The organism is Paenibacillus phyllosphaerae (assembly GCF_014192105.1).
GTDB lineage: Bacteria > Bacillota > Bacilli > Paenibacillales > Paenibacillaceae > Paenibacillus_Z > Paenibacillus_Z phyllosphaerae.
In genome coordinates this window covers 202408-216331 of the sequence record NZ_JACHXK010000001.1, presented here as the reverse complement: position 1 = coordinate 216331, position 13924 = coordinate 202408, and the positions used below count along the sequence as shown (strand labels likewise).

9 protein-coding genes are annotated in these 13924 nt (G+C 51.9%); 8 read left to right on the top strand and 1 reads right to left on the bottom strand.

Going from position 1 to position 13924, the window contains the following annotated elements; all coding sequences use genetic code 11:
- Positions 1 to 185: 185 nt before the first annotated feature.
- The 4 genes from FHS18_RS00735 (at position 186) to sigK (ending at position 9374) form a co-directional block, all read left to right on the top strand.
- A complete protein-coding gene (locus tag FHS18_RS00735) occupies positions 186 to 5753 on the top strand; it encodes a discoidin domain-containing protein (protein WP_183595919.1) in 5568 nt (1855 codons plus the stop codon).
- Between the two features lie 119 nt (positions 5754 to 5872).
- Entirely contained in the window at positions 5873 to 8488 is a 2616-nt protein-coding gene (locus tag FHS18_RS00730; protein WP_183595917.1) for a fused MFS/spermidine synthase, read from the top strand.
- 43 nt (positions 8489 to 8531) lie between these two features.
- Positions 8532 to 8849, top strand: coding sequence for a cupin domain-containing protein (locus FHS18_RS00725; protein WP_183595915.1), 318 nt, complete (start codon positions 8532 to 8534; stop codon positions 8847 to 8849).
- A 9-nt stretch (positions 8850 to 8858) separates the two neighbouring features.
- Positions 8859 to 9374: an RNA polymerase sporulation sigma factor SigK gene (gene sigK / locus FHS18_RS00720; RefSeq protein ID WP_343060389.1), complete on the top strand. Its 516-nt coding sequence runs from the start codon at positions 8859 to 8861 to the stop codon at positions 9372 to 9374.
- A gap of 132 nt (positions 9375 to 9506) precedes the next feature.
- On the opposite strand, the gene FHS18_RS00715 is transcribed toward sigK, so the two are convergent.
- The gene (locus FHS18_RS00715; RefSeq protein ID WP_183595913.1) at positions 9507 to 10193 is read right to left on the bottom strand and encodes a substrate-binding domain-containing protein; all 687 of its coding nucleotides are present in this window, start codon (positions 10191 to 10193) and stop codon (positions 9507 to 9509) included.
- A 381-nt stretch (positions 10194 to 10574) separates the two neighbouring features.
- On the opposite strand from FHS18_RS00715, the gene FHS18_RS00710 reads away from it, so the two are divergent.
- The 4 genes from FHS18_RS00710 (at position 10575) to FHS18_RS00695 (ending at position 13883) form a co-directional block, all read left to right on the top strand.
- Positions 10575 to 10964 carry a hypothetical protein gene (locus FHS18_RS00710; RefSeq protein ID WP_183595911.1) on the top strand — a complete coding sequence of 130 codons (390 nt, stop codon included), beginning with the start codon at positions 10575 to 10577 and terminating at the stop codon, positions 10962 to 10964.
- Between the two features lie 419 nt (positions 10965 to 11383).
- Positions 11384 to 12331 (top strand): ABC transporter permease, encoded by a 948-nt coding sequence (locus FHS18_RS00705; protein ID WP_183595909.1) that lies wholly within the window; start codon positions 11384 to 11386, stop codon positions 12329 to 12331.
- 11 nt (positions 12332 to 12342) lie between these two features.
- Positions 12343 to 13224, top strand: coding sequence for a carbohydrate ABC transporter permease (locus tag FHS18_RS00700; RefSeq protein WP_183595907.1), 882 nt, complete (start codon positions 12343 to 12345; stop codon positions 13222 to 13224).
- Complete coding sequence (locus tag FHS18_RS00695) at positions 13221 to 13883, top strand: rhamnogalacturonan acetylesterase (RefSeq protein WP_183595905.1); 663 nt, start codon at positions 13221 to 13223, stop codon at positions 13881 to 13883. The genes FHS18_RS00700 and FHS18_RS00695 overlap by 4 nt, the downstream gene beginning before the upstream one ends.
- Positions 13884 to 13924: the final 41 nt, after the last annotated feature.

Sequence of the window (13924 nt, the reverse complement as noted above, 5' to 3'; positions counted from 1 at the left end):
TGGGAAGGGGTGAGGCCTGGTTCTCTATTGAACAATTCTTCCTCATGGAGGATAGCTACCAACTTTAGGAGATGCATTAGCCAAATCAAGATCGTGGAACTTGCAGCCGTAGCACGCATGCCCTACATGCCCGATCCCACGATGTGGCAAGCATCATCGACGATAAATAAGGAGGATCGAATAGAATGAGACACTCGCTTGGAAGACCCTTCGCGGCCGTCATGATTCTCGCCCTCATCCTGCAGTTCTTTCCTATGAGCGGCGGCGCGGCGCCAGCGTTTGCGGCAACGCCGAACGAAACGAACGCCACGAATGAGGTTACGAACGAAGCTTCATATGCTCCGCCAAGCGGAAGAACCGTCTATAATCTCAACATTGATTGGCGGTTCTACAAAGGCGATGTACCGGGGGCTGAAGCCGTCGATTTCGATGATTCGGCTTGGGAGCTTGTCAGCGTGCCCCACACGTTTAACGACGTAGATACCTTCGATGAGTGGATTACGCACGATGGCGACAGTATCTGGAGAGGCGTCGTCTGGTACAGGAAGCACTTTAAGCTGACCGAGGAGCAAGCCGGGCAGAAGGTGTTCATCGAATTCGAAGGCATCCGCCAGGCCGCTTACATCTACGTAAACGGACAATTCGCAGGAAGATATGAAGCAGGCGTAACACCGTTTGGCTTCGATATTTCGGCATACATGAAGTTCGGCGATGAAGAGAATGTCATTGCCGTTAAGAACGATAATAGCGCACTCGCGGAGACGGGAACCGATACGACGTTTCAATGGAACGGCAGAGGCTTCAATCCCGTTTACGGCGGTTTGACCCGGGATGTCAAGCTGCACGTGATGCGCGATGTTTATTTTACGCTTCCTTTGTACAGCAACCTGCAGACCTATGGCACCTATATCTACCCAAGCGATATCTCGACCGACAACCGGACGGCTACGATCAATATCGAGTCGGAGATCCGGAACGAGAGCGGCGCGAATCGAACGCTCAGCCTGGAGTCCGTCATTGTCGATAGGGACGGCACGGCGGTCAAGACGATTCAAAGCGAAGCAACGACGCTGGCAGCCGGCGCGAAGCAGACGCTGAAGATATCCAGCGCGATGTCGGACGTGAAATTCTGGCAGCCGGGCTACCCCTACTTGTACACGGTGTATAACATTCTGAAGGCCGGTGACGAAGTGCTGGACGTCTATCCGATCACGACCGGCTTCCGCAAGGTCGACTTCCGCGGAGGATGGGACGAAGGCGGCGTCTATATCAACAACAAACTGGTCTACTTGTCCGGCTATGCGCAGCGATCGACCAACGAATGGGCGCTGCTCGGCGCTGCTACTCCGCAGTGGCTGACCGATTACGACGGCGAGCTGATGCTCGAGAATAACGCCAACTTCATTCGGTGGATGCACATCTCGCCGACGCCGAATTCGGTGCGGATGACGGATAAATACGGCATCGTCGTCGTCCATCCGGCAGGCGACAGCGAGAAGGATGTCGAAGGCCGCAAGTGGGATCAGCGCGTCGAAGTGATGCGGGACACGATGGTCTATTTCCGCAACAATCCGAGCATTCTGTTCTGGGAATCGGGCAATAACACGATCTCACCCGAGCATATGCGAGAGATGAAGGAGCTGAAGGAACGGCTCGATCCGCACGGGATGCGGGCGATTGGTTCGCGGGGGTTATCCGCTTCTAACGCGATCGACGAGTCCGAGTACGTCGGGACGATGCTGAATCGTCACTATACGGACTACGCGCGTGACCAAGGTCCGATTATCGAGACGGAGTATAAGCGAGACGAGGCACCGCGCCGCGTATGGGATAACGCTTCGCCGCCGGACTTCGGGTACGAGCACGATTCGTCTTCCACCTGGACGTATACGTCCGAAGAACATGCTGTTATTTCGGCGGCAGGAAGCTTCCATGAATTCTACAAAGACCGGATTCAAGGCCCTGAGTCGAGCAATGAAATGTATTCCGGCCAAGCTGCGCTAACGTGGGCGGACTCCAATCAGCACGGACGCAACTATCTCACGGAGACGGCCAGATTAAGCGGCCAAGTGGACGCGCTGCGCATTCCGAAGGAATCCTTCTACGCATTCCAAGTCATGCAGAGCAGCGAACCGGCCACCCACATCGTCGGCCATTGGTCTTATCCAGCGGGGACCAAGAAAGATATGTTCGTCATCGCCCATCATGTGGATACGGTCGAACTATTCGTCAATGGCGTCTCCAAAGGGTCGGTGTCGAACCCTGAGAGCGTCGAGGTCGATAACAGAGGCAAGGTCTATACGCCTTACGTATTCAAATTCGAGGACGTGGCATTCGAGCCTGGCGCCATTAAAGCGGTTGGTTATGACGAGAATGGCAGCGTCGTGAGCACGACTCAAATCGAATCGGCTGGCGCTCCTTATGCGATCAAACTGACGCCTACCGTAAGCCCGGAAGGGTGGCAGGCCGACGGAACGGACCCCGTCATCTTCGACGTGGAGGTCGTGGATGAACAAGGGCGCCGCGTACCGACGGATCAAGCGCGCATCGACTTTGAGTACAGCGGCCCTGGCGAGTTCCTCGGCGGGTACAATTCAGGCAAGCAATACAGCACATTCAAGGATTATATCGATACGGAAGCGGGCATTAACCGCGTCATTGTGCGGTCGACCCGCGAAGCAGGAGCCTTCACTTTAACCGCGAAACGAGAAGGGTTGCAGACAGCTACCGTAACGGTTACCTCTAAGTCTTACGAGATCAAAGACGGCGTAACGACCGCGAAACCGGTGGCGATGACACATGTGTTGCCTGCGGAGCTTCCGGAGTATGGTCCGGATGTGCAGCCGCCTAAGACACTGAAGCCGCGAGTGTTATCTGCCGGTAAGCCGGCAACGGCGAGCAGCGAAGAAACGGCGAAAGGCAATGTAGCAGGCAGTGCCAATGACGGCGGTCCGACTAGCAGATGGACGGCCGGCGGCAGCTCGGTACCCCAATGGTGGAAGGTTGATCTGCAGGACATCTATGACCTGACGGGAACAGAGATCAATTGGTACCGGGGCGACAGCTATTACCAATACAAGATTGAAGTGTCGTCTGATGACCGGAACTGGACGGTCCTAGTCGATGAAACGGCGAATACGGTCGGCCAGCCGTCGATCAAACACGACTTCGAGGCCAAAGGGCGGTTCGTACGGGTTACGATTACGGGCGTGCAATCCGGCTGGGCCAGTATGAACGAGGTGCGCATCTTCGGCAGCGGGGGCAGCGGCGGAGAGTGGAAGTCGCCTAGCGTCAACGCGAATTATGATTTCGGACCGGCCGGCAGCCCGCTCGAGACGGGTTACGTCAGAGTATCCGACGATACGCTGTACACGCCGACTTGGGAGTTCGGATTCGATCAGATCGAGAACGTGCAAGGCGTTGATAACGGGGTCGGCACCAGCGATCTGATGCGTGACTACATTACCGGCGACAACGCAACCTTCAACATTGACCTGCCAAACAAAGATTACGATGTCAAAATTATTGCAGGAGACGCCGCCGCGGATAGCCGTACGGAGCTCGCGATCGAAGGCGTAAGCCAAGAGGCGATTCAAGCGGAGAAAGGACATTACGCAGACAAAACCTACAAAATCCGTCTAACCGACGGACAGCTGAACATCAAGTTCAGCGGCAAAATAAACGCGATCGAAATTATGCCGCTGCCTCCTGTTCCGACAGGCTTGGCGCTCTATGCCAAGAACGATCAGCTGGCGCGAATCGGCTGGAGCCCCGTAACGGGATCGATGGGGTATAAAGTTTACAGAGCAATCGACGATTCGGACGATTACCAGCTAATCGCCGAAACGGAAGTTCCCGTGTATGAGGATACGCTGGAAGGCGTGGAAGCGGAGCGCCTATTCTATCGCGTTACTTCTATTATGGAGATGGGCGAGGTGACGCTGGTCGGGGAATCGTTCCCGTCGGCTCCGCTCATTGTCGATCTGGCTGGCGGACTGGAACCGAACTGGCAGGAGGCCTTCTACATCGCGTCCGATTATTTCTCGGCCACGAACCCGAACGATGTCCCGCCAATCATCCAGCTCATCCCTGAGCTGCCTCAAGGAGTCGAGATGGAAGATCTCATCTGGTCTTCATCTGCTGGTGAAGTGGCAGCGGTTGACCAGTACGGAATTCTAACCGCGAAACAAGCGGGAGAAGCGGTCATTACAGCCCGTACGCAGGATGGCGGCTTCAAAGTATCGACGATCGTTTACGTGCCGACGATTAGCGAAAGCTTCGATAACCAATTGGTTGGCGATACGTGGGGCATTAAGACGGGAACGGCCGGAGGCAGCGGGAATCTGAGCGGCACGGTGACCTCTCTGTCCGGCAACAATGTCATTCGGTTTAGCGGAGGCGGCACAGGTCCGCGCAGCAGCCAGAAAACGTTCGCGACACCGATTACAGGCGACAAGGTGATCTTGGACTTCGATTGGCAAGTCGGCAGCCCGGCCAACTCGCAGGGCGCTCAATTCAGCATCGAAGATAGCGCCGGCAACCGTTACTTGACGCTGCAAAATGCATCCGGACAGGAAATGGCATACGGCACAGGGGGCAAAGCCTCCAACACGCCGATCGCGGGAACGCCGGTAGGAACCGGATTCAACGCGAAAGAGGCGTTGTACCATATTCAAGCCGCCCTTAATTTCAAAGAGCGGACGATGGAGTTGACGGTAACGAACAAAGACGCTCCCGAGATTACAGCCGTCCTCACGGATATTCCGTTCGATCCGAATATGACGTACGAGGATAATGTCGAGAAGTTCCAATTCACGTTGACCAGACAATCGGGCTCCACCACTTCGTGGACGACATGGATCGATCAGTTCAATGTCTATGTCGCAACCGAGCAGGAACCCGGCACGGGAACCGAGGAGTTCCATGCCTCGATAACGAGTCTTCCGGATAGCGTGGTCGGCGGCGCTGCATTCTCGGCGGATTACAAGCTTCATAACATCCAAGAAGCAATCTACGCGCAGGATATTCTCGTCAGCTATGATCCGGAGAAGCTCGAATTCGTCTCGGCGGATTCTCTCGCGGAAGGGTTCCAATTACTGAACGTAGACACAGAAACTCCGGGGCGCGTTCACATTATTGCGGCTTCCACAGGGGAGAGCAACGCGATTGATGCAGATACGGCACTCATCAAGCTGAACTGGAAGGCGAAGGTGCTGAGCGAGACGGTGTCGACCGCGATCTCGGTTACCAACACGGCAGCAACAGAAACAGGCGTGGAGATGCAAGTCCCTGCAGCTTCGGCAGCTGTGCAGCTTCAGGCTAAAACGGATAAAACAGCGCTCGATGAGCTGCTCACTAGCGCGAAGGCGCAATACGATGCGGCGCAGGCAGGCACGAAGCCTGGTCAATATCCGCAGCAATCCAAGGACACGTTCGGCGCAGCAATTGCTGCTGCGGCGGCTGTTGCGCAAGATCAATCCGCCACGACGGCTCAAGTCGCGCAAGCGGTTGAAGCACTGACGGCCGCGATGAATGCATTCGCCGCATCCGTCAACGTTGCGCAACCAGGCGACACGAACGGAGACGGCGCTTATTCGATCGGCGACCTCGGCATTGTCGCCGCGGCGTACGGAAGAACGTCTGAAGATCCGCAGTGGAACGCGCTTTACAAGCCATACGATCTGGACCGCAATAACGCCATTGACTTGGATGATCTGGTTATTGTCGCGAAGGGCATTCTGACAACGCCATAAAGCGCTCGCGGCAGTGACGGATCAGCTCTTGGAATAACGCTTCACGAATGTAGGGGAATGCCGGAGGAATTCGGCTTCCCCTCTCGTTATGATTAATAATGGTTAGGATGATGGATATTATGGCTCGGTACAGGGCGCAATCGGGAAGCCGGCTATTCTTTGTCGCAATCTTCCTCTCGGGAACAAGCAGCATCATCTATCAGCTCATCTGGACGCGCTATCTGCATCACTTGTTCGGCGTATCCGTGCATGCCGTCGCAACGGTGCTTACCTGCTATATGCTGGGGCTTGTCGCAGGAAGCTTGTTCTTTGGACGGCTGGCGGATCGGTTGAAGCGGGGGCATCGTTTATTCCTGTCGCTTGAGGCGTCGATCGGGATTTATGGAGCTTGCTCCCCGTTCCTATATACGGCACTTGCCGACTTGAACGCGTGGCTCGCGTCATCGTTTGAGATGGGCGGCGAGCTAAGAATCACCGTACGGATCGCGCTGAGCCTATTGTTCCTGATCATCCCGACGTTTCTGATGGGCGGTACGTTCCCCGTTATGGTGAAGTGCCATGCTCGCATGACGGCTGGCATCGGCAAGGATATGGGGTCGATCTATGCGGTCAATACGCTGGGCGCGGCGATTGGCGCCTTCGTGACCGGGTTTTATTTGATCCAGACGATCGGCTTGAACCAGAGTGTGTATATGGCAGCAGGCCTGAATTTATTGGTGGCGGGCTTCCTGCTTATAATGCGGAAGCAGCGCGAGGAGGAGGATTATAAGGAAGTTCCGCTTAGCCGTGCACAGGTGAATCCACCGTCATCGGGATCCAGAAGATTCGTCTGGTTTTTCGGCTCAGCCTTCGCAATATCCGGATTAACGTCGCTGTCCTACGAGGTGCTATGGACCAGAAGCCTCACTTATTTCTTCCGGGACACCGTGTACGATTTTGCATTGGTCTTAACGGTATTCTTATTCGGTATCGTACTTGGCAGCTATGCGTGCTCCCGGCTGCTGCACCGCATTCATCGGCCGGTCGAGGCGTTCGGGATGGTACAGGTTGCGATTGGACTGTACTCCTTGGTCACCCTGCTCATCATCCATAAACTGCCGTATGCGATCAATCATCTCCAGACGATGTCGACGTTGTATATGCAATACGGAGATGGCTACTGGTTGGCCGGGTTATTCATTAAGCTCGGTTACACGGTTCTTATCGTCTTGATTCCTACTAGTCTATTCGGTTCTACTTATCCGTTAATCGGCAAAATCTTCTTGCAGAATGCCGATCAAGTCGGCAAGCAAGTCGGATTGCTGAACAGTCTGAATACGCTAGGGTCGGCAATAGGCGCCTTGCTGTCGGGATTTGTGTTCGTGTCATTGCTCGGCCTGCATAACAGCATCAAGACGCTGGCGCTGCTCAATTGCTGCATCGGCTTTATGCTATGCGTGCTGGTGTTGCCCAAGAAAGGCCGCTCGCGGATGAAAGCTGTTGTCGCAGCTTCGTTCATATCCGTTATCGTCGTCGCCGCGGTCGTTCCAAGGTGGGATCATCTGCGTATGTCGATCTCGTTCCTGGAACCGGATCAAGCGTTGGAGCAGTCGGTTCGGCTGCTCTATTACAACGAGAATAGCATGGATATGGTCAGCGTCGTGGAAGTCGTCCCCTATGAGCAAAAGTTTCTGACGACGAATCGGCTCTATACCCAGAATACGTCCAATATGGGACAAACGGAGGACCATCGCCGGCTGGGGCATATACCGCTGCTGCTCCATCCTGATCCCAAGAACGTTCTGGTCGTTGGCCTTGGAGCGGGCATGACGCTCAGCGGCGTCGGCGAGCAGGACGTAGGGCGGATCGATGCGGTGGAAATATCGAAAAACGTCGTAAACGCAGCCCGGCTGTTCGAAGAAGAAAACAACGGAATTTTGGATGATCCCCGGGTTCGCATCCATATTGACGATGGGCGCAACTTCGTGCGCTCCACGAGAGACGCGTACGACGTCATTATTAGCGATATCTATTTTCCGATGAGTTCGGGGTCCGGGAGCTTATACAGTACAGACTATTATCGCGCCGTCAGAGAGCGGCTTGCGCCGGACGGCTTGTTCGTCCAGTGGCTGCCCATCCACCAGCTCTCATTCGCCGATATGAAAATGATTATCCGATCGTTCCGCGAAGAGTTCCCGAATACCAGCTTGTGGTACGGCATGATCGGAGATTCCGCGCCTGTACTGGGCGTGATGGGCATGAATCACCCACTAGCCGTCGATTATGGGCAGTTGGATAGCCGGATGAAGCAGCCGGTGCTGCACGAACGATTGCAGGAGATGAACTTGTCGACGCCTTCGCTGCTGTTAAGCCACTTCATTATGGGAAGCGAATCGGTTGACGAGCTGGTCTGCGGCTATCCCGTCAATACGGATAACAAGCCCATCATCGAGTATACCGCACCTAGGCTGCATAACCGATCCTATCAGACGGGGCTTGCGAACATCTCTCAATTTCCTGATCGGACGGAATCCGTATTTCCATATTTGACGAACATAAGACCGGAGGAAGCGGCGCAGATCCAATCCCATTTAACGGATCATACCGAAGCGAAGAAGAGCATCATTCGAGCATTGACGCCACTCGTGGAGGGGCAGTGGGAGCTATCATTTGGCCAAATCAACGAAGCTGTGCAGCAGTACCGTGACAACGAAGACCTATTGTATTGGCAGCGGGAAATTGCCCGAAGGCAGTAAAGTTTATAGTGGACGGCACGAAGATTACGAGGAGGTTGCCGTAATGAGTCCGTTAAATCAGTGGGAGGATGCCGAGCCTGGCGTAAGGCGGAAAATATTCGCTCCAGGTCAGACCATAATGATGATGGAGGTTCATTTTGAAGAAGGGGCAGCGGGTTATCTGCATCAGCACGTACATGAGCAACTCTCTTATTGTTTGGAAGGACAACTGGAATTCACGGTCAATGGCGAGAAGATGATCCTCTCGGCGGGGGAAACGATCTACATTCCGAGCATGGCCGAACACGGATGCCGGGCGCTGCGGAAGAGCAGATTGCTGGATACCTTTACGCCACTCCGACAGGATTTAATTAAGTCGTGAGAACTACGGATAAAACTCGGCACTAACCAATGGTTACATCGGGTAGAGGATCTCGAGGACCTGATCAGCATCGGCACGATCGGCTTGATCAAAGCGATCGAGAGCTTCCAGCAAGGCAAAGGCACGAAGCTCGCGACCTTCGCCGCCCGTTGTATCGAGAACGAGATATTTATGCATTTGCGTAGTTTGAAGAAGACGAAGAAGGATGTATCCCTGCATGACCCGATTGGGACGGATAAAGAGGGGAACGAGATTACGCTGATCGACATCCTCGGCTCGGAGGCCGACGATGTGGTGGATAAAGTGCAGCTGAAGATCGAGAAGAGCAAGATATATAAGAACCTGGATATTCTGGATGATCGGGAGAAGGAAGTTGTTGTCGGAAGATTCGGGCTGGAGCACGGCGGGGAAGAGCGGACGCAGCGGGAGATTGCGAAGGAGTTGGGGATTCGCCGGAGTTACGTGTCGCGGATTGAGAAGCGGGCGTTGATGAGGCTTTATCCTGAGTTTTATAAGAAGAAGTGAGGAACTTCAATAATAACCCCCTCAATTTTGAGGGGATTATTAATAGGTAAGACAAGCATCCTTCAAAAAATGAAGAGTTAATATAAGCTTTGGTAACTGAAGCATAGTGTGATTCTTGCCGAGAAGGTTTTCTCATTTCAATGCTGTAGATGCCCGAATGACAAGCTCTGGCTCCAGGAATACATTCTTAATAGCTTCGGGATGATGAATCAAGTCAAACACGATAGCTGCAATGACAGATGTGATGGTTGAGATGGCGACGCCGACAGTAGTGGTCGGGATTTCGGTAACTTCCATCTGCGGAAGGTTGTCGTAACTCACGACTGCGATATCTTCCGGAACTCGAAGGCCCCTCTCAGCTATAGCCCTCAGGATGCCTTGTGTTAGATCAATTCCGCCGCTGATAACAGCCGTCGGAGGATTGTTCCAATCGAGCATCGACCTAGTGGCAAGAAAGCCATCATGAAATTTCAAGCCATTCAAGGATAAGACGATGTTCCTGTTTACAGGCAGACCAAGCTGTGACGCTTCATCCAGATAGGCTTTTATTTTGACGGTTTGCATAGGGTCATCATCGTTTGTTTCGCCAATATATGCGATTTGACGGTGTCCAAGCTCCGCCAGATGACGGAGTGCCAGTCGAATGGCTTGCCCGCGATTGACATCGATGGTAGAGAAGGGAGGCGAACCGGCTGCGCCATAAACGACAATAGGGATCGTCGATTTTTCGCTTAACGCTGTGTACGCCGAGTGGCCGCGATCGTCCCGGTCACCAAATATAAGAATGGCATCGATCCGGTAACGGTGAAAGGTTTCCATTGCGCCTTCCGGACGACTCGTCGATAGCAAGGACGCGATCGTACAGCGGATCTGCTATGACAATGCAAAGGATTACTTTCAATTTAATACATTGGTTTAAGTTCAGCTAATGTCGAGATGAGAGAACTTCCTCATTCTGCGAATTCTATATATGTGCATTTTAGATATAGGATGGTGGTAAAAAATATGAGCGCATCTAATGACGTCGATCTAGTCATGTTTATGGGAACGTCAATCAACTTATGGCAGCCGAATGGGGCATTTCTGAACGATGCCATTGCCCGGTTTAATGCCGCCAAGTCCTGGCTAACAGCAAACGGTTAAACGATCAAGAATAAATTCATGGTTTGGTGTCAAGGCGAGACGGACGGTGATAATCGGATGATGAAGGTGGATTATACAATCAAAATTAAGGCGATGATCAATGGCATTACCGCAGCCGGTCTCGATCGCTGCTACATCGTTCGAATCGGGAACGATCGAGACTGTGCAACGCTATCTGACCCGATCATTCAAGCGCAAACCGAACTTTGCAATACATACGCGAAAGCGGTTCTGGTTTCGACCAAATTTTCAGGAATGGCCGCAGCGGGATTAATGAAGGATCAGTTCCACTATACACAAGCCGGCTATAATGCAACAGGCGCCGATGCTGGTATTGCCTCAGCAGTTCATGTCACCTCAAGAATAACCGAAGCAATAACATTTATCGTAAGTAGCGGAGTACATCTATCGATTGAAGGAGTAATGGAACAGGCAGGGAAATGTTAATAACCACCGTATGTAATCATGTAGAAATAACCGGTCATCTAAAAAATGGCTGGTTATTTTTATTTTATGCTCAGTATGAGAATGAAATATGGATCGAAAATAAAGCAGACTGGTCACTGAGCGTTAAGCTCTCACGACGGAGGTTGGTCTAGGTAGGTTGAATTTCTCTCCATTTTTGCGAAGTGAAGAGTGGTGTGGTCCTGTATCCGTCTATGAACAAGTTTCAGAATGTAGGATAGGAAGTGAGCCTCAAACCCAGTCGTATCAAGGGATCCGGAATTCGGTTGATAGGCGGAAATGAGTATATTGTGGGCCATATACTTTCCTCGTATAGTGTGGTTAGTGACTTGGACCAAGACACTAATAGTAAGGAAACAGCCATTCAATATTAAAGCAAACGATAGAGAGAAGGGATTTATATGGATCGGAGTTTGGCACCAAGCAAGTCATTGCCAGCAATAAAGCGCCGGCAGGCAAAAGGGATCTGGAAAGATTACCAGCTGTATATGTTACTCATTCTTCCAATTGCCTATTTCATTCTGTTTAAGTACGTCCCCATGTACGGCGCTGCCATCGCTTTTCAGGACTACAGTATCTTTAAAGGCGTAACCGGCAGCGAATGGATCGGGTTGGAGAATTTTCGTGAGCTGTTTAAGATGGAACAATTTTATGTTGTCGTGCGGAATACGCTCATGCTAAATTTCCTGGACCTCATTGTCTCGTTCCCAGCACCTATTATACTTGCTCTATTGCTTAACGAGCTTCGTGTGGCCTGGTTCAAGAAAACGGCACAGACACTTCTGTATCTTCCGCATTTTATCTCTTGGATTATCATCGGCGGACTCGTGTATCAGATGTTCGCCAACAATGGCGGCTTGGTCAATAACGTGGTTACTTCCTTGGGCTTCGATTCGATTCCGTTCTTAACGGAGAAGAATCATTGGCTGCTAGTGTACCTCGGGACCGGTATATGGCAGAGCGCTGGATGGGGAACAATTATCTATCTGGCTGCTATGACTGGCATTAACAAAGACTTATATGAAGCTGCAGACGTAGATGGCGCTGGCAGACTGAAGAAAATGTGGCATATTACGCTGCCTGGCATCCGTCCGACTATTATCGTCATGCTGATCATGCAGCTTGGCCATATCATGACGATTGGTTTTGAACGTCCATTCGTTATGGGGAATACCCTTGTTATGGATTATGCAGAGGTCATTAGTACATTCGTATATAAAGCAGGACTACAATCCGCGCAATTCTCACTTGCGACCGCAATGGGCTTGTTCCAGGCTTTGGTTGGACTGTTCTTCGTGGTCATTTCGAATACAATTGCCAAACGGTTCGGTGAACAAGGAATATGGTAGGAGGCAGCAGCATGACAAAGGAAGCGAGATTGAAAAGAATCAGATTGTCGGACATTATCATTATGCTCATTGTTGGAACGGCCATGCTCATTTGCCTAGTGCCGTTCATGCATATAATAGCCGTATCACTTAGCTCGAAGCAGGAAATTATCTCCGATCGGGTGACGATTTTTCCGCGGGGGTGGGATTTTGAGTCTTACAGAATCGTCTTCCAAGATTCTAGAATGCTCCGTTCAATGGGGCTTACGATTGTTCTGACAACGGTGTTTACGATTGTGAGCATGATTATGAGTATTTGCGCGGCTTATCCGCTTACCAAGCCGCAATTGAAAGGCCGAACATTCTTTATGATGATCATCGTCTTTACGATGTTCTTCAGCGGCGGACTCATCCCGGAGTATTTGCTGGTGAAGCAGCTGGGGCTGTTGGATAGTATGCTCTCGCTCATTCTTCCGGGCATGATCAGTGCATTTAACTTGATTATCCTTCGTTCCTTTTTCACGAGCATACCGGTGAGTCTTGAGGAATCGGCTTACTTGGATGGCAGTTCCCATCTGGGGACACTAATTAGAATCGTGCTTCCATTGTCGCTCCCTGCACTGGCAACGCTCAGCTTATTCTATGCCGTATCAAGATGGAACGGCTTTATGGATGCGCTCTTCTATATCAGCAATTCGGAAATGTACCCCATTCAGCTGAAGCTGTATCAGGTCGTCATGAATAGTATGGTGACGGATCTGACTGCTCAAGAAGGCGCTGTTGCAACCGAGGTTGTGGCGGAAGGGCTTAAGGCGGCAAGTATTATGTTTGCAACCGTACCAATTCTGATTGTTTATCCTTGGCTGCAGCGGTATTTTGTATCCGGCGTAATGGTAGGGGCGGTGAAAGGATGAAGCCATTCACAATCTATGTAGCCGGTGATTCCACTGCCGCAAATTATCTGCCCGAGCATGCACCGATGGAGGGCTGGGGGGCGAAGCTGCATCTATACCTTAGGTCTTCGATCAGAGTCGTTAATGAAGCTGTAAACGGCAGAAGCTCGAAAAGCTTTATTGAGGAGGGCAGGCTGGATTCAATTCTAGACCGAATTCAGTCCGGAGATTTCCTGCTTGTGCAATTCGGCCATAATGACAGCAAAGAGGATGCCGAGAGGCACACGAGTCCTTGGCACACCTATCCGAACTATCTTCAGCGATATATTCAAGGAGCAAGAGATAAGGGAGCGACGCCCATCCTGATTTCTCCCCTTTGCCGCAGACATTTTGACGGCGACGGCCTGCTGATCAATACCCATGGTGACTATCCTAGGTCTGCAGAGGCACTGTGCGTTCGTGATAATGTGACATTCATCGACTTAAACGGTAGAAGCGCTGCCGCCTTCAAAGAGTTGGGCGAAGCGAGGTCTAAACAGTGGTTCACTTGGCTGCAGCCAGGAGAACATGCTAATTATCCGGAGGGCATTGAGGATGATACGCATCTGAATGAACATGGAGCTCAGGAAGTCTCTAAAATTGTAGCCGATGCTCTTATTAGACATTACCCTATTGGTTAATCCCTCTATTTGATAGAGGTGATAACATAGAGCAAGACACA

Bases quoted from the DNA above. Each gene is read 5' to 3' on its own strand.
- FHS18_RS00735 (WP_183595919.1), top strand. From the start codon at position 186: ATGAGACACTCGCTTGGAAGACCCTTCGCGGCCGTCATGATTCTCGCC.
- FHS18_RS00730 (WP_183595917.1), top strand. From the start codon at position 5,873: ATGGCTCGGTACAGGGCGCAATCGGGAAGCCGGCTATTCTTTGTCGCA.
- FHS18_RS00725 (WP_183595915.1), top strand. From the start codon at position 8,532: ATGAGTCCGTTAAATCAGTGGGAGGATGCCGAGCCTGGCGTAAGGCGG.
- FHS18_RS00715 (WP_183595913.1), bottom strand. From the start codon at position 10,193: ATGGAAACCTTTCACCGTTACCGGATCGATGCCATTCTTATATTTGGT.
- FHS18_RS00710 (WP_183595911.1), top strand. From the start codon at position 10,575: ATGATGAAGGTGGATTATACAATCAAAATTAAGGCGATGATCAATGGC.
- FHS18_RS00705 (WP_183595909.1), top strand. From the start codon at position 11,384: ATGGATCGGAGTTTGGCACCAAGCAAGTCATTGCCAGCAATAAAGCGC.
- FHS18_RS00700 (WP_183595907.1), top strand. From the start codon at position 12,343: ATGACAAAGGAAGCGAGATTGAAAAGAATCAGATTGTCGGACATTATC.
- FHS18_RS00695 (WP_183595905.1), top strand. From the start codon at position 13,221: ATGAAGCCATTCACAATCTATGTAGCCGGTGATTCCACTGCCGCAAAT.